The sequence below is a fragment of the Pelagerythrobacter sp. Soil_C_18 genome (genome assembly GCF_057657235.1).
Genome location: NZ_JBDGIU010000007.1, coordinates 138,314 through 153,256, shown reverse-complemented (window position 1 = coordinate 153,256; position 14,943 = coordinate 138,314). Strand labels below are relative to the sequence as shown.

Annotated in this window: 14 protein-coding genes; 7 read left to right on the top strand and 7 right to left on the bottom strand. The window is 67.0% G+C overall.

The window, feature by feature from the left end; genetic code table 11:
• Window positions 1-181: 181 nt before the first annotated feature.
• Window positions 182-682 carry a hypothetical protein gene (locus tag AC3A5N_RS14655; RefSeq protein ID WP_487738064.1) on the top strand — a complete coding sequence of 167 codons (501 nt, stop codon included), beginning with the start codon at window positions 182-184 and terminating at the stop codon, window positions 680-682.
• Window positions 683-688: 6 nt separating this feature from the next.
• Here AC3A5N_RS14655 and gyrB read toward each other — a convergent pair whose 3' ends face one another.
• On the bottom strand, window positions 689-3,229 hold the full coding sequence (gene gyrB, locus AC3A5N_RS14650; protein WP_487738063.1) for a DNA topoisomerase (ATP-hydrolyzing) subunit B: 2,541 nt from the start codon (window positions 3,227-3,229) through the stop codon (window positions 689-691).
• 110 nt (window positions 3,230-3,339) lie between these two features.
• Between gyrB and AC3A5N_RS14645 the strand changes: the two genes are divergently transcribed.
• From AC3A5N_RS14645 to guaA, 4 genes are all read left to right on the top strand, one after another.
• Complete coding sequence (locus AC3A5N_RS14645) at window positions 3,340-3,798, top strand: hypothetical protein (protein WP_487738062.1); 459 nt, start codon at window positions 3,340-3,342, stop codon at window positions 3,796-3,798.
• Window positions 3,795-4,721, top strand: a complete 927-nt coding sequence (locus AC3A5N_RS14640; protein ID WP_487738061.1) for a cation diffusion facilitator family transporter — start codon at window positions 3,795-3,797, stop codon at window positions 4,719-4,721. Before AC3A5N_RS14645 ends, AC3A5N_RS14640 begins: the two co-directional genes overlap by 4 nt.
• Before the next feature lie 55 nt (window positions 4,722-4,776).
• A complete protein-coding gene (locus tag AC3A5N_RS14635) occupies window positions 4,777-6,333 on the top strand; it encodes a class I adenylate-forming enzyme family protein (protein WP_487738060.1) in 1,557 nt (518 codons plus the stop codon).
• Between the two features lie 474 nt (window positions 6,334-6,807).
• Window positions 6,808-8,382, top strand: a complete 1,575-nt coding sequence (guaA, locus tag AC3A5N_RS14630) for a glutamine-hydrolyzing GMP synthase (protein WP_487738059.1) — start codon at window positions 6,808-6,810, stop codon at window positions 8,380-8,382.
• Window positions 8,383-8,452: 70 nt separating this feature from the next.
• Here the strand turns inward: guaA and AC3A5N_RS14625 are convergent, their stop codons facing one another.
• The gene (locus tag AC3A5N_RS14625; RefSeq protein ID WP_487738058.1) at window positions 8,453-9,640 is read right to left on the bottom strand and encodes a lipase family protein; all 1,188 of its coding nucleotides are present in this window, start codon (window positions 9,638-9,640) and stop codon (window positions 8,453-8,455) included.
• A gap of 192 nt (window positions 9,641-9,832) precedes the next feature.
• Here AC3A5N_RS14625 and AC3A5N_RS14620 point away from each other — a divergent pair, with 192 nt between their 5' ends.
• On the top strand, window positions 9,833-10,816 hold the full coding sequence (locus AC3A5N_RS14620; protein ID WP_487738057.1) for a right-handed parallel beta-helix repeat-containing protein: 984 nt from the start codon (window positions 9,833-9,835) through the stop codon (window positions 10,814-10,816).
• Window positions 10,817-10,868: 52 nt separating this feature from the next.
• Entirely contained in the window at window positions 10,869-11,132 is a 264-nt protein-coding gene (locus AC3A5N_RS14615) for a DksA/TraR family C4-type zinc finger protein (RefSeq protein WP_487738056.1), read from the top strand.
• Here AC3A5N_RS14615 and AC3A5N_RS14610 read toward each other — a convergent pair.
• From AC3A5N_RS14610 to AC3A5N_RS14590, 5 genes are all read right to left on the bottom strand, one after another.
• Window positions 11,129-11,518 (bottom strand): hypothetical protein, encoded by a 390-nt coding sequence (locus AC3A5N_RS14610; protein ID WP_487738055.1) that lies wholly within the window; start codon window positions 11,516-11,518, stop codon window positions 11,129-11,131. The two genes, AC3A5N_RS14615 and AC3A5N_RS14610, sit on opposite strands and share 4 nt — an antisense overlap.
• Before the next feature lie 88 nt (window positions 11,519-11,606).
• The gene (locus AC3A5N_RS14605) at window positions 11,607-12,104 is read right to left on the bottom strand and encodes a GNAT family N-acetyltransferase (protein ID WP_487738054.1); all 498 of its coding nucleotides are present in this window, start codon (window positions 12,102-12,104) and stop codon (window positions 11,607-11,609) included.
• Entirely contained in the window at window positions 12,101-13,093 is a 993-nt protein-coding gene (gene ribA, locus AC3A5N_RS14600) for a GTP cyclohydrolase II (protein WP_487738053.1), read from the bottom strand. Before ribA ends, AC3A5N_RS14605 begins: the two co-directional genes overlap by 4 nt.
• A gap of 74 nt (window positions 13,094-13,167) precedes the next feature.
• On the bottom strand, window positions 13,168-13,959 hold the full coding sequence (locus AC3A5N_RS14595; protein ID WP_487738052.1) for an exodeoxyribonuclease III: 792 nt from the start codon (window positions 13,957-13,959) through the stop codon (window positions 13,168-13,170).
• A 265-nt stretch (window positions 13,960-14,224) separates the two neighbouring features.
• Window positions 14,225-14,887 (bottom strand): LolA family protein, encoded by a 663-nt coding sequence (locus AC3A5N_RS14590; protein ID WP_487738051.1) that lies wholly within the window; start codon window positions 14,885-14,887, stop codon window positions 14,225-14,227.
• Window positions 14,888-14,943: the final 56 nt, after the last annotated feature.

Sequence of the window (14,943 nt, the reverse complement as noted above, 5' to 3'; positions counted from 1 at the left end):
CTGGCTGAAGCGGATGTCCGGCAGATGACAGACCGCCTGACGCGCGCCTCTCCCGTGCCGGGCGCGGGCGCGAGACTCAACTCGAAATCGTGCAAGCCCACATGCATGCGGCGGCTTTCCGAAATCTGTCATCTAAGCGTCGTAACTGGCTCGAACCACGAATCGACAGGAGCCGACGCAAATGTACCGCAGCCACGCCGCGATGGCCTTCATCCTTGCCGCCCCTCTTGCGCTGGCCGCCTGCGGCGACCAGCCGAAGGGCGAGAACGCGGAGGACTTCGCCGCGCGCGTCAACGGCGGCGGCGCTACGGCAGAGCAGACCACGCGCGGCCGCCCGCAGCCGGACGGTCCGCGCGACCCTTCGCTGCCGCGCGTGGCGGCGGACGGACGCCAAGCGCTGCAGCAGGCGACCGCCTACACCCGGCCCAATCCCGACGGCACGGCCGACAGTCTCTCGATCGGGAACGATGGCACTTTCACGCTAGTCGAAGGCGGCCGCACGCAGACCGGCACCTGGGAATGGCTGCCCGACGGCAAGCGCCTGCGCCTTCAGGGCGTGGTACGCCAGCCGGTCGTCCTCGTCGCCGACGGCGCGCTCTACCGCATGCAGAACGAGAACGTGCCGTTCGACGACGTCACGCCCGACCGCACCTACCGGCTCGCGCCGCCGGCCGCGGAATAGCACCGATCAGATATCGAGGTTGGCGACGTTCAGGGCGTTGTCCTGGATAAACTCGCGGCGCGGCTCGACGATGTCGCCCATCAGGCGGGTGAAGATCTCGTCCGTCACGTCGGCATCCTCGACCTTGACCTGCAGCAGGGCGCGGTTCTCGGGGTCGAGCGTGGTCTCCCACAACTGCTCGGCATTCATCTCGCCCAGTCCCTTGTAGCGCTGGACCGAGAGGCCCTTGCGTCCGGCGGCGAGCACCGCATCGAGCAACTCGGTTGGCCGGGTGATCGCCGCGTCGGGCGCGACGATGACTTCCGTCTCTTCGTTGTCGCCTTCACCGCTCTCGTCTTCTTCGGCCGCATCGCTTTCCGCGCCGACGCGCGCGAGCCGCGTGGGCCGGGCGTAGACGTCGGGGTTCTCGCTCGCGAGGCTGTGAAGCTTGCGCGCTTCCGCACTGGTCAGGAAAGCTGCCTCGATGTCGTGAACGTCGGTCACCCCGCGCCACAGCCGCTCGAACCGCACGCTGCCGTCGGCGCGCAGTTCCGCGCGCCATTCCGCCTCGGGATCGGACATGCCGAGCCGCTCGGTCGCGAGGGCCAGCGCCTGCCGCCGCGTTCCGCTGTCGATCGCCGGGTCGAACACGCCCGAAAGCGCCATCTGCTCCACGATCGCGGCGTCGTACTTGCGCGGGATGAAGCCCATCAGGTTGCGGATGCGCAGGCCATGCTCCACGAGATGGCGCAAGTCGGCGCCGCCGCGGGTGCCGCCCACCGTTTCGAGCATTCGGCCCTGCAGTCCGGCGTCAACGAGGTAGCGGTCGAGCGCGGCCTGGTCCTTCAGATAGACCTCGCTGCGCCCCTTGCTCACCTTGTAGAGCGGCGGCTGAGCGATGAAGAGGTGCCCGGCCTTGATGATCTCCGGCATCTGCCGGTGGAAGAAGGTCAGAAGCAGGGTGCGGATATGCGCGCCGTCGACGTCGGCGTCGGTCATGATCACGATCTTGTGATAGCGCAGCTTCTCGAGGTTGAAATCGTCGCGGATGCCGGTGCCCATGGCCTGGATCAGCGTGCCGACTTCCTTCGATCCGATGATCCGGTCGAACCGCGCGCGCTCCACGTTGAGGATCTTGCCCTTGAGCGGCAGGATCGCCTGGGTCTTGCGGTCGCGGCCCTGCTTGGCCGAGCCGCCGGCCGAATCGCCCTCGACCAGGAACAGTTCGCTCTTGGCGGGATCGCGTTCCTGGCAGTCGGCGAGTTTGCCGGGCAGGCTGGCGACGCTCATCGCGCCCTTGCGGCTCATTTCGCGCGCCCTGCGCGCGGCTTCGCGCGCGGCGGCGGCATCGACCACCTTCTGGATGATCGACTTCGCGTCGGCCGGGTTCTCCTCCAGCCATTCGGTCATCTTCTCGCTCATCAGGCTCTCGAGCGGCTGACGCACTTCGGAACTGACCAGCTTGTCCTTGGTCTGCGAGCCGAACTTGGGATCGGGCAGCTTGACGCTGACGATGGCGGTCAGCCCTTCGCGCATGTCCTCGCCCGTCAGCGAGACCTTTTCCTTCTTCATCAGGCCGGACGCGGAGGCATAGTTGTTGAGCGTGCGCGTCAGCGCCGCGCGGAACGCGGCCAGGTGCGTGCCGCCGTCGCGCTGCGGGATGTTGTTGGTGAAGCAGAGCACGTTCTCGTAGTACGAATCGTTCCACTCCAGCGCGACATCGATCCCGATCCCGTCCTTCTCGGCCGAAACCGAGATCGGCTCGGCCACCAGCGCCTGCTTGTTGCGGTCGAGGTACTTCACGAACGCGGCGATCCCGCCTTCGTAGAAGAGATCGTGCTCGGCAGTCTCCTCGTGGCGCAGGTCGCGCAGCAGGATACGCACGCCGGAATTGAGGAAGGCGAGCTCGCGGTAGCGGTGCTCCAGCTTCTCAAAATCGAACTCGGTCACGTTCTTGAACGTGTTGGTCGAGGGCAGGAAGGTGACCCGCGTGCCTTTCTTTAGACCGTCCTCGTCGCCATTCGACGCGACCGGCGGCGCATCGCCGACGACTTTCAGCGGCGCCACCGCATCGCCGTGCTCGAAGCGCATCCAGTATTCCTGGCCGTCGCGCCAGACGGTCAGCTCGAGCCATTCGGAAAGCGCGTTGACCACCGAAACGCCCACGCCGTGGAGGCCGCCCGAGACCTTGTAGGCGTTGTCGTCGCTGGTGTTCTCGAACTTACCGCCCGCGTGGAGCTGGGTCATGATGACCTCGGCCGCCGACACACCTTCTTCCTTGTGCACGCCGACCGGAATGCCGCGCCCGTTGTCTTCGACGGAGACCGAGCCGTCTGCGTTGAGTTCGATCAGAACGAGGTCGCAGTGACCCGCGAGCGCCTCGTCGATCGCGTTGTCGGATACCTCGAACACCATGTGGTGGAGGCCCGATCCGTCGTCGGTATCGCCGATGTACATGCCCGGCCGCTTGCGCACCGCATCGAGGCCCTTGAGGACCTTGATCGAATCCGCGCCGTAACCGTTCGTCTTCGCCGCTGCGGGCGGGGTGTTTTCAGGGGTCTCGTCCATGAACATCATATAGGCACAAGGGGGCCGTTTCGGAAGGTGAGAACACCCTTTCCATCCACAGGCGAATCGCACGTGGGGAACGCCGCATCGCCCTGCGGCGTTGCCCGGCCATGGGCATCACGGGGAACGCGTTCCTGCGCCTCGCGGGAACGGTCGCATCAGCCGCAATCCTGATTGCAGGGCTCGCCGCATGTGCGGAGCTGCCGCGCGACCCAAACGGCACCACCGAGCGCATCCGGCGCACGCATGAAATCGTGCTCGGCGATATTGCCGGCGCTCCGCGTTCGCCCGATGCCGAGCGGATAGTCGAACGTGTCGCCGGCCGGCTCGGAGCGCGAGTCACGCGGGTGGAAGGCCACGGCGAGGACCTCCTGAACCGGCTCGAGAAGGGCAAGGTGGATCTGGTCTACGGCCATTTTGCACAAGCCTCGCCCTGGGCCGGCAAGGTGCACTTCGGCAGTCCTCTCGGGCGGAGGCGAAACGCCGGCGAAGAGGAACATGTGCCGCGCTTCGCCTTCCGCAACGGTGAGAACGGCTGGATCGCGCTGGTCGAAAGGGAAGCGCGGTGAACCGCCTGCCCGCGCCTATCCGCGAGGATTTCGCCCGCGCCAAGCGGCTCGAATGGCAGACGCTGTTCTGGATGAGCACCGTCGTCGCAGCGATGTTCGCCACGATGGGCGGCAGCCAGGCGATGCGCTCCGCCCTGATCGAGGACGTGCTGAGCCTCGTGCCCGCGATCACTTTCCTCATCGCTGCTCATTTCGAGCCGAAGGACCCGACCGGGAAGTACCCTTTCGGTTTTGTCCGCGTGAACAGCCTCGCGTTCCTCGTCGCCGCGGTCGCGCTGACCGCGGTCGGCGGGTTCCTGATGTACGAGAGCGCGATGACCCTGATCATGGCCGAACATCCCACGGTCGCTCCGGTCGAGGTCTTCGGGCACACGGTCTGGCTCGGCTGGCTGATGATCGCCGCGCTGGGCTGGTCGGTTGCCGTGCCGATGATTCTCGGGCGGATAAAGCTGCCGGTGGCGGAAAGACTGCGCGACAAGGTTCTGCACACCGACGCGCTGATGCAGAAGGCCGACTGGCAGACCGGCCTCGCCGGCATCGTCGGCATTCTCGGTATCTATTTCGGCTACTGGTGGGCGGACAGTGCGGCCGCGCTGTTCATCGCCTTCTCGATCCTGCGCGACGGGCTGTCGAACATGGGCATTGCGGCGGCGGAACTGCTCGACGGCGCACCGCGCGAACTGGACAGTTCGGACATCTCGGCCGAGGCGCAGCGCCTGCAGGCCCGGCTCGAAGAGCTCTGGCCGCAGGGCGAGGTGCGGCTCCGCGAATCGGGCCGCTATATCGTCGGTACGATCGAAGGCGTGCATCCGCCGGCCGATTTGCTGAAGCTGGACGAGCTGATGGGCGACGACCCGGCCTGGCGCCTCGCACGCCTGTCGTTCTCGCCGCCGCAGGCCTTGCGCCGCGAGGACGTCGGCTGACGCCGACGGCCGCGAATCTCTCGACAAGTCCGCCGGTGCAAATAGAAAGGCGGGTATGCCGATCACCGATCCCGCCGCCGCGCTCGCAGAACCTTACGGTTCGTTCTCCGACATTCTCGCGGCTTGGGCCGACCACCAGCCAGGCGCAGTGGCGCTGCGCGACGAGCGGGGCATGCTGACGTGGAGCGAGCTGGCCGACCGGGTCGAGCGGATCGCCGCCCGCCTCCAGGCCGATGGGCTGGAGCGTGGCCAGTCGGTCGCGATCCTCGGGCTTTCGAGCATTCCCTACGCGCTGGTCTTTCTTGCCGCGGTGCGTGCGGGCGGGGTCGCGGCTCCGCTGACGACGAGCGCCAGCCGCGAACAACTGGAAGGCATGGCCCGCGACAGCGGTGCCCGGCACCTGTTCGTCGACCGTGCCCGGTTGACCGAGCTCGGCGACGACTTCCTGCCGCGCCTCGAACGGATCGTGCTCGACGAGGAGCTTGATGGCTGGATGGCTGAGCCCGGGACACGCGCCGCCCCGGTCGAGCCTCGGCCGGACGAGCCGTTCAACATCATCTATTCCAGCGGCACCACGGGTATTCCCAAAGGGATTGTCCATTCGCACCAGATGCGCTGGCGGCAGTTCGCTGCAATGGCCGCGTCCTACCGCGCGGGCGGGCTAGATGTGCGTTCGCTCGCCTCGACGCCGCTCTATTCCAATACGACGATGGTGGCTTTCCTCCCTGCCTTGCTGGCGGGCGGCAGCGTGCGGGTCATGGGCAAGTTCTCGGCTCTCGGCTGGCTCGAGGGCGCCGAGGCAGACCGCGCGACCGTGACGATGCTCGTGCCGGTGCAATATCAGCGGCTGATGGACGAGCCACGCTTCGACGAATTCGATCTCTCTTCGCTGGCGATGAAATACTGCACCTCCGCCCCCTTTCCCGCGCCGCTCAAGCGGGAAGTGCTGCAGCGCATGCCCGGCGCACTGATCGAGATCTATTCGATGACCGAGGGCGGCGTGGTGTGCATGCTCGCGTGCCACGAGTTTCCGGACAAGCTCCATACCGTGGGCCGTCCGACTCCGGGCGGCGAGCTCAAGGTGCTGGACGACGACGACAACGAAGTGCCGCCCGGAACCGCCGGCAATCTCGTGGGGCGGAGCCCGACGATGATGAGCGGATACAAGAATCAGCCGGACAAGACCCGCGAAGGCTACTGGACCGACCCCGCGACGGGCGAGGTGTGGCAGCGCATGGGCGACATCGGGCGGATCGACACCGACGGTTTTGTCGAGCTCGTCGGACGGGCGAAGGACATGATCATCTCGGGCGGATTCAACATCTATCCCTCCGACCTCGAGGCGGAGCTGGAGAAGGAACCGGGCGTCGCCGAAGCGGCGGTGGTGGGCGTGCAGAGCCGGCGCTGGGGCGAGACTCCGGTCGGCTTCGTCCGGCTTGCAGGCGGTGCTACCTCGACCGCCGACATTCTCGTCGCGGTCAACGCGCGGTTGGGCAAGACGCAGCGCCTCGCCGCGCTTCACGCGATCGACGAGATGCCCCGCAGCCACATCGGCAAGCTGCTTAAGACCGATCTTCGGACAATGGCGGAGGAAATGGGCGGGATCGAGTGATCCGTCTCAAGCGAGCGGTTGAGACGCGGCCACCAAGGGGGGAGAGGACTGAGTGGCGGCCGCGTCTCGTTCGCTGCCTTTCGGCTCAGGCGATCGCTGCGCCGAGCATGAGGCTGCTGATCGAAGCAGCCACGACGAAGGCGAGGAAATGCGAAGCTGTCGTGCGCATGGCCTGTCTCCTGTCAAAGAAGCCGGGGGAAGGGGGGAGAGAGGAGAGGAACCTTCCGCCCGGCTCGAAGAGGGAAATAATCTTTCGCCGGACTTTTCACAAATGAGAAAACTGCGTCATATGTTGCAAAATGCGCAACTACTCGATGGGGTGCAACCCTTGTTTCTCCGAAAGTTTGCATGCTGGAGGATGCAAAACATGCAGCAGCACGGCACCGACCGGGACCATAAGGCGACCTAGCGTCCCCACACCCGACTTCACCGCCGCTGGACAGCCCGCCGCACTCGCGCCTAACGGACCTTGCCATGGACCCGCAGCATCTCCCCGATTCCATCCTCATCGTCGATTTCGGCAGCCAGGTGACCCAGCTGATCGCGCGCCGCGTGCGCGAGGCGGGCGTCTATTCCGAGATCGCGCCCTTCACCCAGGCGGAAGAAGCCTTCGAGCGGCTGAAGCCCAAAGGCGTGATCCTCTCCGGCGGCCCCGCCAGCGTCCCCGACGAGGGCAGTCCGCGCGCGCCGCAGGCGCTGTTCGACAGCGGGGTCCCGATCCTCGGCATCTGCTACGGCCAGCAGGTCATGACCCAGCAGCTCGGCGGCGAGGTCCGCCCCGGGCACGAGACCGGGGAAGGCGGCGAATTCGGCCGCGCCTACTGCACCGTGAGCGAGGAATGCGTGCTGTTCGACGGCCTGTGGCAGCCGGGCGAACGGCACCAGGTCTGGATGAGCCACGGCGACAAGGTCACGCAGCTCGCCCCCGGCTTCCGCATCGTCGCGGTCAGCGACGGCGCCCCGTTCGCGCTGATCGCCGACGACGAGCGCCGCTATTACGGCACCCAGTTCCACCCCGAGGTCGTCCATACGCCCGACGGGGCCCGCCTGCTCGCCAACTTCGTGCGCCATGTCTGCGGCCTCGCCGGCGACTGGACCATGGCCGAGTTCCGCAAGACCAAGATCGAGGAAATCCGCGCCCAGATCGGCGACGGCAAGGTCATCTGCGGCCTTTCCGGCGGCGTCGACAGCGCGGTGGCCGCAGTGCTGATCCACGAGGCGATCGGCGAACAGCTCACCTGCGTCTTCGTCGATCACGGTCTGATGCGGATGAACGAGGCCGAACAGGTCGTCACCCTGTTCCGCGACCACTACAATATCCCGCTCGTCCACGTCGATGCGGAGGAGATGTTCCTCTCCGGCCTCGCCGGCGTCACCGACCCCGAGGCCAAACGCAAGTTTATCGGCAAGGCCTTCATCGACCTGTTCGAGGCCGAGGCCAAGAAGATCGGCGGCGCAGACTTCCTTGCGCAAGGCACGCTCTATCCGGACGTGATCGAAAGCGTCAGCTTCACCGGCGGGCCATCGGTGACGATCAAGAGCCACCACAACGTCGGCGGCCTGCCCGAGCGGATGAACATGGCGCTGGTCGAGCCCTTGCGCGAACTGTTCAAGGACGAGGTCCGCGCATTGGGCCGCGAGCTCGGCCTGTCCGAAGTGTTCGTCGGCCGCCATCCCTTCCCCGGCCCCGGCCTTGCCATCCGCATTCCCGGCGAAGTGACCAGGGAACGCTGCGACATCCTGCGCAAGGCCGACGCGATCTATCTCGAGGAAATCCGCGCCGCCGGGCTCTACGACGCGATCTGGCAGGCCTTCGCCGTGCTGCTGCCGGTCAAGACCGTCGGCGTGATGGGCGACTACCGCACTTACGACAGCGTCTGCGGCCTGCGCGCGGTGACCAGCACCGACGGCATGACCGCCGACGTCTACCCCTTCGACGCCAGCTTCCTCACCCGCGTCGCCACCCGCATCGTCAACGAAGTGAAGGGCATCAACCGCGTGGTCTACGACTATACGTCGAAGCCCCCCGGCACGATCGAGTGGGAGTGAGGCGGCCTGCGACGACGGGTGTAGCGCCCGGCCATAGTTCCGCGGCCTGTGCCGCCCCAAAGGTCGATTGTCACCGCTCCACCGGGGGCACGACACAGCCGCGTTGTGGCTCCGCCTGCGTAAAGCGCGCGTCGATCCAGTCGGTTATCCTGTCCGCGCTGAGCGTGGCGATGCCGAGGTGATCCGTCTCCATCTCTATCAGGTGTGCAGACGTGTCCTGCTCGCACAGCCTGCGCACGAAGTCGCGCGTCACGGCAGGCAGGACGATCGTGTCCTTCGTCCCCTGTGCGACGAGCACCGGCACTCCGTCCCCAACCGAACTCGGCGTGTTGCGCGCAATGATCTCCCGCCACGGTGAGACCCGGGTGGGATCGGCACGCAGGAACTTGTGCGGCAACAGCTCCAGGCCAAGCCCGTCGACCAGCAGCCCCAGCGCATTCGTCATGCAGCCATCCCCGATCAGCCGCACGCCCGGTAACGCTTTCGGTTCGACCACCGTGGAAAGGTCGAGGTCGTACACTTTCGACCAGGACAGGAGCGCCAGCGCGGTGAAGGCCTTGCCCCCCTTGGTATCGAGATCATCCTCGAACAGGTGGGCGAGTTCGGTCGCAGGGGCTGCGGCGGCGACACCGAGCAGCGTCAGATCGGGAGCATAGCTGGCAGCCATCTCCCCCGTCCAGAGCGCGGCATGCCCCCCCTGGGAATGCCCCCACACCACGAATTTCGAGCCGGCGCCGGCGAGCGACCGGGCCGCGCGCACTGAATCCAGGATCGTTTGTGCCGCGCTGGACCCTACGAGATAGGGATGGACGCCATCCGTGCCCAAGCCTTCGTAGTCCGTCGCCGCAACCGCATAGCCGCGCCGCACAAGCTCGGCGAGATTGGGCACCGTCTTCTCGAAGTGATGTCCTCGCGAGGGGGCGCACTTGGTCGCAATACCGGTCGTGGGATGTGCCCAGGCAACGATCGGCCAGCCGCCCGGCGGCGGCGGCCCGTCCGGCGCGACCACGACTCCGGAAACCTCGATCTGCTCTCCCTTGGCCCCGCTCGACCGGTACAGCACCCGCCAGGCCTTGGCCCCCGGAACGGGAAGTTCGAGCGGATCGGCGTGAGCCACGCTGCCGGGCGGATTGATGATCCAGGAACCTTCGCGCGGGTGGATCGGCGCACGGCTGCCCTGAGCAGTGCTCATCGCTGGAATGGCAACCGCCGCGATCAAGACCAGCAGGGCGGCGAATGGCGCAGCGCGTCGGGTCATGGTTCCCCTCCTCCCGAAGCCGTATCGGGTGCCGCGCAGCCTCGCATGTCTATGCCCCAGCGGCAAGGAGCTCACCGAAAGGCCATGTATGCTCCCGCCGACAGGTGGCGTGGACGCCCCGCGTGATCCCCTCGGCGAGAGAATTGCGAACCTTTAGCCGGCCGTTAACCCCTGTGGGCTAACCACGGCGCCATGGATACTTGCGCCCGCACGACGCCCGTTCGCCTCTCGCTCAGGACCACCGTGGTGATTGCCGCGCTGGCGGTAGGGGCGATCCCCGCAGCCGCGCTCATCGCACAGCCGGCGAGATCGCCGTTTACGGTGGTCGAGACAGAGGAAAGCTACGTCTCGCTCCAGCAGGCGGTCGACGCCATCGGCGACCGCGAGGGCAGCATTGCGATCGCCAGCGGCACCTACCGCGAATGCGCGGTGCAGGAGGGCGGATCGATCTCCTACCTCGCGGCGGAGCCGGGCAAGGCGGTGTTCGACGGCGTCACCTGCGAGGGCAAGGCCGCGCTGGTGCTGCGCGGGCGCGCGGCGCAGGTTTCGGGGCTCGTCTTCCGGCGCATGGCCGTGCCCGACTACAATGGCGCGGGCATCCGGCTCGAGCAGGGCGATCTCACGGTGGCGCAGTCCTCGTTTGCCGACAGTCAGCAGGGCATCCTGACGGCCGACGATCCTTCGAGCCGCATCGTCATCGACAAGTCCACCTTCTCCGGCCTCGGCACCTGCGAAGGCTCGGGCGGGTGCGCGCATTCGATCTACATCGGCGACTACGGCCACTTGCGCGTGACCCGCAGCCGTTTCGAGCGCGGCACCGGCGGGCACTACGTCAAGGCACGCGCGGCGCGGGTCGAGATCGCGGCATCGAGCTTCGACGATTCGGCGGGGCGCGGCACGAACTACATGATCGACCTGCCTGCAGGCGCAACCGGGCAGATTACCAACAACTGGTTCGTCCAGGGCCGCGACAAGGAGAATTACTCCGCCTTCATCGCGGTCGGCGCCGAAGATATCCGCCACAGTTCCGACGGCTTGCAGATCGCCGGCAACGACGCCCGCTTCGTCCCCGCGCTCAGCCGCAGTTCGACTTTCGTCGCCGACTGGGCCGACGCCAAGCTCGCCATCGGCCAGAACAACCTCGGCGCCGGGATCAAGCGCTACGAGAAGCGCTGACACGGAACTCTCCCGCGTATCAGCGGGTTGATTGCGCGAAGGAGCACTTCGCATGGCAGGCGGCTGGACCCGCGACGGGGCCGTTCAGGATCAGATCGACGATACCGTGAGCGACGCGGTGCAGGCGGCGCGCACCCGCATGCCGCGCGGCGAGAGCGCCGAGTTCTGCGACCTGTGCAGCGAGGAAATTCCCGAGAAACGCCGCCAGGCCCTCCCCGGCGTCCGCACCTGCGTCGCCTGCCAGGCGCAGCGCGACGCCGCCGTCCGGTCCACCGGCATCAACCGGCGCGGCAGCAAGGACAGCCAGTTGCGCTAAGTGTCATGCACGATCGTTTCAACCGCGCGACCGTCCTCCCAGCGAACTCCTAGCACCCAAACGTCGAGGAAGCTGGGGCAAAGAAGCCAGTAGCTGATGTCCGGCTCATAACGACGATCGTCTGGTTCTCCCAGGAGAGCGACTATCTCGCTACGCGTCTTGTCTTCGATACCAACCCTAAGCTTTAAGTCCGCGAGCATTCCGCATCGGCGGTCGTCCTCAAGCTCTCCGCCGGCAATCCAGCTCTCTGAGTTGAACGGGCGAGGCAGGCTGGACGTGTAGGGCCCGCCTGCCAACCAGGCCAGGCCCAGCGCCATTGCTCCTATCGGTAAAGCGATCGATAGAACGCAGCCCAGACGGCGAGAACTCTTATTGGAATAGGGCATCGCTTGAGAAGAATGGCAGATTGGGGGAGGTCCGCAATGTGTCGTTCTCCGCCTGACCGAATTCGTCCGCGCTGCCGAGGCGCACGGATCAGCCGAATGCGGGTGCGTAGGTCACCACGCCGCTCGCGCCCGAGGCGCCGATGACGAGGCGCTGGAAGTACTCGGGCGGCGGGCCGGGATAGGTGAGCGCCGGATCGTGGAGGAAGCCGAACCGTCCATAGTAGACGGGGTCGCCGAGTACCACGCAGCCCGAGGCGGCGCGCTCGCGCAGCAGGGCCAGTCCTTGCTCGATCAGTGCGGCACCGATGCCCTCACGCTGGCGCTGCGGTGCGACCGCGACGGGGCCGAGGCCGAACCAGCCGGCGCTTCCGTCCGAGATCGCGACGGGCGAGAATGCGACGTGGCCGACGATTTCTCCGCCGTCCTCCGCAACCAGCGAAATCGCGAGATCGCCGTCGGCGCGCAAGGTATCGACGATGCCGGGCTCGCTGCCGTCGCTGTGCGGGTGGCCATCGAAGGCCGAGCGCACGACCTCGTGGATCGCGCGCTCGTCGCCCGCGCGTTCGGGGCGGATGACCGCGCTCATGTCAGCAAGTGGCCCGAGCGGTCGCGCTTGGTCGAGAGATAGCGCGCGTTGTGCGGGTTGGCGGGGAGCTGGTGCGGAACGCGCTCGGCCACTGCGATGCCGCTTGCGGCGAGCGCTTCGACCTTGGCCGGATTGTTGGTCATCAGCCGGACTTCGCCCACGCCGAGCAGTTCGAGCATGCGGGCGGCCACCGGGAAATCGCGCGCCTCGTCGGGCAGGCCGAGCCTGCGGTTGGCGTCGACGGTGTCGAAGCCCTGATCCTGCAGGCGGTAGGCGCGCAGCTTGTTGACCAGCCCGATGCCGCGCCCTTCCTGCCGCAGATAGAGCAGCACGCCCCAGCCGCCGCGCGCCGCCTCGTCGGCCATCGCATGAAGCGCGGCGTCGAGCTGCGGGCCGCAGTCGCATTTGAGGCTGCCGAGGATGTCGCCGGTCAGGCATTCGGAATGGAGCCGCACGAGCGGCGCGATGTCCGACCGCTGCTCGCCGATCACCAGCGCGACGTGTTCGCGCAAGTCGTCGGCGCTGCGGAAGGCGACGATCTCGGCGTCCTCGCTCGCCGAGACGGGCAGGCGCGCGCGGGTGGCGATCGAGAGCGCCGCGGCATCGGCCCAGGCCGCAAGATCGGATACGGCGACGGGCTGCGTCTCGCCCGCATCGGCCGGATCGACGAGGAACGCCGGAAGGATTCCGGCGATCCGCGCCAGTTCGAGCGCCGCCGCCGCTTGCTCCACCCAGCCGATCGTCTCGGCCCGGAACGGCCCCTTGAGCGGCGCGGTGAGATCGAGCGCGGGGTCGGCCACCGGCAGCGCCGCGGCGAGATCGAACGGCTCCGCGCCGTGGATCAGCACCGGCGCATGCGGTTCGGCGGCCTCGCGCTGGTTGGCGAGCTTGAGCGTCTCCGCGCGCGCGGCGGAGATCAGCATCCGGTCAGCGCTCGCCTGCCGCGCGACCGCCGTCTCGACCGGAAGCAGCACCGGGCCGCCGTCCATCGCCAGCGGCCAGCCGTGGCGCAGGGCGTCGATCGCCTGCGCCGCGCGGCGTGCCGGGGATGGACCGGAGGCCGTCAGAGGTCGAACTCCGTCACCAGCGGCACGTGGTCGCTCGGGCTTTCCCAGCGCCGCGTTTCCTCCACGAAGCGGTGGCTGCGCGCCTGCTTCGCGAGGTCCGGGCTGGCCCACATGTGATCGAGCCGCCGGCCCTGGTCCTTCTGCCGCCAGAAGCTGCGATAGGACCACCAGGAGTAATTGCGCTCCGGCGCCGGGATGAACTCGCGGCCGAGATCGACCCATCCGTGCGCGTCGCGGAAGCGCCCCAGCGTCTCGATCTCGATCGGCGTATGGCTGACGACCTTGAGCAGCGCCTTGTGGTCGTAGACGTCGCATTCGAGCGGGGCGACGTTGAAGTCGCCGACGATCAGCGTCGGCCGGTCGAGCGCCTCCGCCCAGCGCGTCATCCGCCCGAGGAAGTCGAGCTTCTGGCCGAACTTGAGGTTCACCGCCCGGTCCGGCACATCCCCGCCGGCCGGGATATAGACGTTCTCGAGCACCATGCCCTGTCCCGGGCCGAGCAGCTCGACGCCGACGTGGCGCGCCTCGCCGTTGTCCTGCCAGTCATGGCGGGAGAACTCGCGGAAGGGGATGCGGCTGACGGTGGCGACGCCGTGGTAGCCCTTCTGCCCGTGCACCGCCTGGTGGACGTAGCCCAGCTCCGCCAGCGCCTTGGCCGGGAACTGGCTTTCCTGACACTTGATTTCCTGCAGGCAGAGCACGTCGGGCGATTGTTCGCGCAGCACGCGCTCCACCTGAGAGAGACGCAGGCGGACGGAATTGATGTTCCAGGTGGCGACAGAAAGCATCGTGGCGGGATAGGGAGCCGCCGCAATCACGGCAAGCGGCCCAAAAACAAAAAACCCTCGTGCCGGGGGCATTGGCACGAGGGTTCCATGTTAGCGTTCGTCACGCTTGTACAAGGCGACTATTCTCTTGCGAGGTCAGGGCAACAGGGGGGAAACCCGCCTCGCGCCGCCTTGTGACTAGCAAGATAAGACAGGCGTCCTTGCTTGCCAATGAACGACCGTCAGCGCCTCGTCGCAATCGCCCCACGCGCTGCCGCCGAAGCGTTTACCGCGGGCGACGGGTGGATCGGCGCGGATCTTTGTACGTGAACGCGCTGTCCGGCACCGAGATGCCGTAACGGTGATTGCGCAGCCGCACGGTGGTGCGATTGTTCTGCGCATCGAGCGCCACCCAGTTGGTCAGCTCGAGCCCGCCCGGGGCCGAGGAATCGCGGGTGAAGATCAGGGTGATCACACCGAACTGCGGTTTGTTCGGATCGCGCACTTCGACGCTGATCACGCCGGGATGGTCGGTCGAAACCAGCTTGCCGTATTTCTTCACGTCGCGGTTCGGATCGAGCAGCGCGCCGAGCGGCGATTCGGAGATCGGCCAGCGCTCGACCTGGTTGACCTCGTAGTCGATCATCGTGAAGGACTGTCCATTCGACACCAGCAGCAGCGGCACGCCGTCTTCGTACTGGAAGCGGATCTTGCCGGGGCGCTTCAGCGTCATCTCGCCGGAGACGGTCTGGCCCTTGCGGTCGGTCTGCGTGAAATCGGCCTTCATCGTCGAGATCCCGCGCAGCGCGGCAACCGCGCGGTCGAGATCGCCTTCGGCCGCGGCAACCGGGGTCGGCATCGTGATGAGAGCCGCAGGCGCGGCAACGGCCAGCGCGCCGGCCATGGCCGCGCGCAGGGGGGTGACGGTAAGCTTGTGCACTATGGTCATGCTCCGTGAACTAGGATCGGAGCATTGAACCGATGCTGAATTCATCCGGTTCCGGA

Coding starts and splice junctions, on each gene's coding strand:
- AC3A5N_RS14655 (WP_487738064.1), top strand. CDS start 182: ATGTACCGCAGCCACGCCGCGATGGCCTTCATCCTTGCCGCCCCTCTT.
- gyrB (WP_487738063.1), bottom strand. CDS start 3,229: ATGGACGAGACCCCTGAAAACACCCCGCCCGCAGCGGCGAAGACGAAC.
- AC3A5N_RS14645 (WP_487738062.1), top strand. CDS start 3,340: ATGGGCATCACGGGGAACGCGTTCCTGCGCCTCGCGGGAACGGTCGCA.
- AC3A5N_RS14635 (WP_487738060.1), top strand. CDS start 4,777: ATGCCGATCACCGATCCCGCCGCCGCGCTCGCAGAACCTTACGGTTCG.
- guaA (WP_487738059.1), top strand. CDS start 6,808: ATGGACCCGCAGCATCTCCCCGATTCCATCCTCATCGTCGATTTCGGC.
- AC3A5N_RS14625 (WP_487738058.1), bottom strand. CDS start 9,640: ATGACCCGACGCGCTGCGCCATTCGCCGCCCTGCTGGTCTTGATCGCG.
- AC3A5N_RS14620 (WP_487738057.1), top strand. CDS start 9,833: ATGGATACTTGCGCCCGCACGACGCCCGTTCGCCTCTCGCTCAGGACC.
- AC3A5N_RS14615 (WP_487738056.1), top strand. CDS start 10,869: ATGGCAGGCGGCTGGACCCGCGACGGGGCCGTTCAGGATCAGATCGAC.
- AC3A5N_RS14610 (WP_487738055.1), bottom strand. CDS start 11,518: ATGCCCTATTCCAATAAGAGTTCTCGCCGTCTGGGCTGCGTTCTATCG.
- AC3A5N_RS14605 (WP_487738054.1), bottom strand. CDS start 12,104: ATGAGCGCGGTCATCCGCCCCGAACGCGCGGGCGACGAGCGCGCGATC.
- ribA (WP_487738053.1), bottom strand. CDS start 13,093: ATGGACGGCGGCCCGGTGCTGCTTCCGGTCGAGACGGCGGTCGCGCGG.
- AC3A5N_RS14595 (WP_487738052.1), bottom strand. CDS start 13,959: ATGCTTTCTGTCGCCACCTGGAACATCAATTCCGTCCGCCTGCGTCTC.
- AC3A5N_RS14590 (WP_487738051.1), bottom strand. CDS start 14,887: ATGACCATAGTGCACAAGCTTACCGTCACCCCCCTGCGCGCGGCCATG.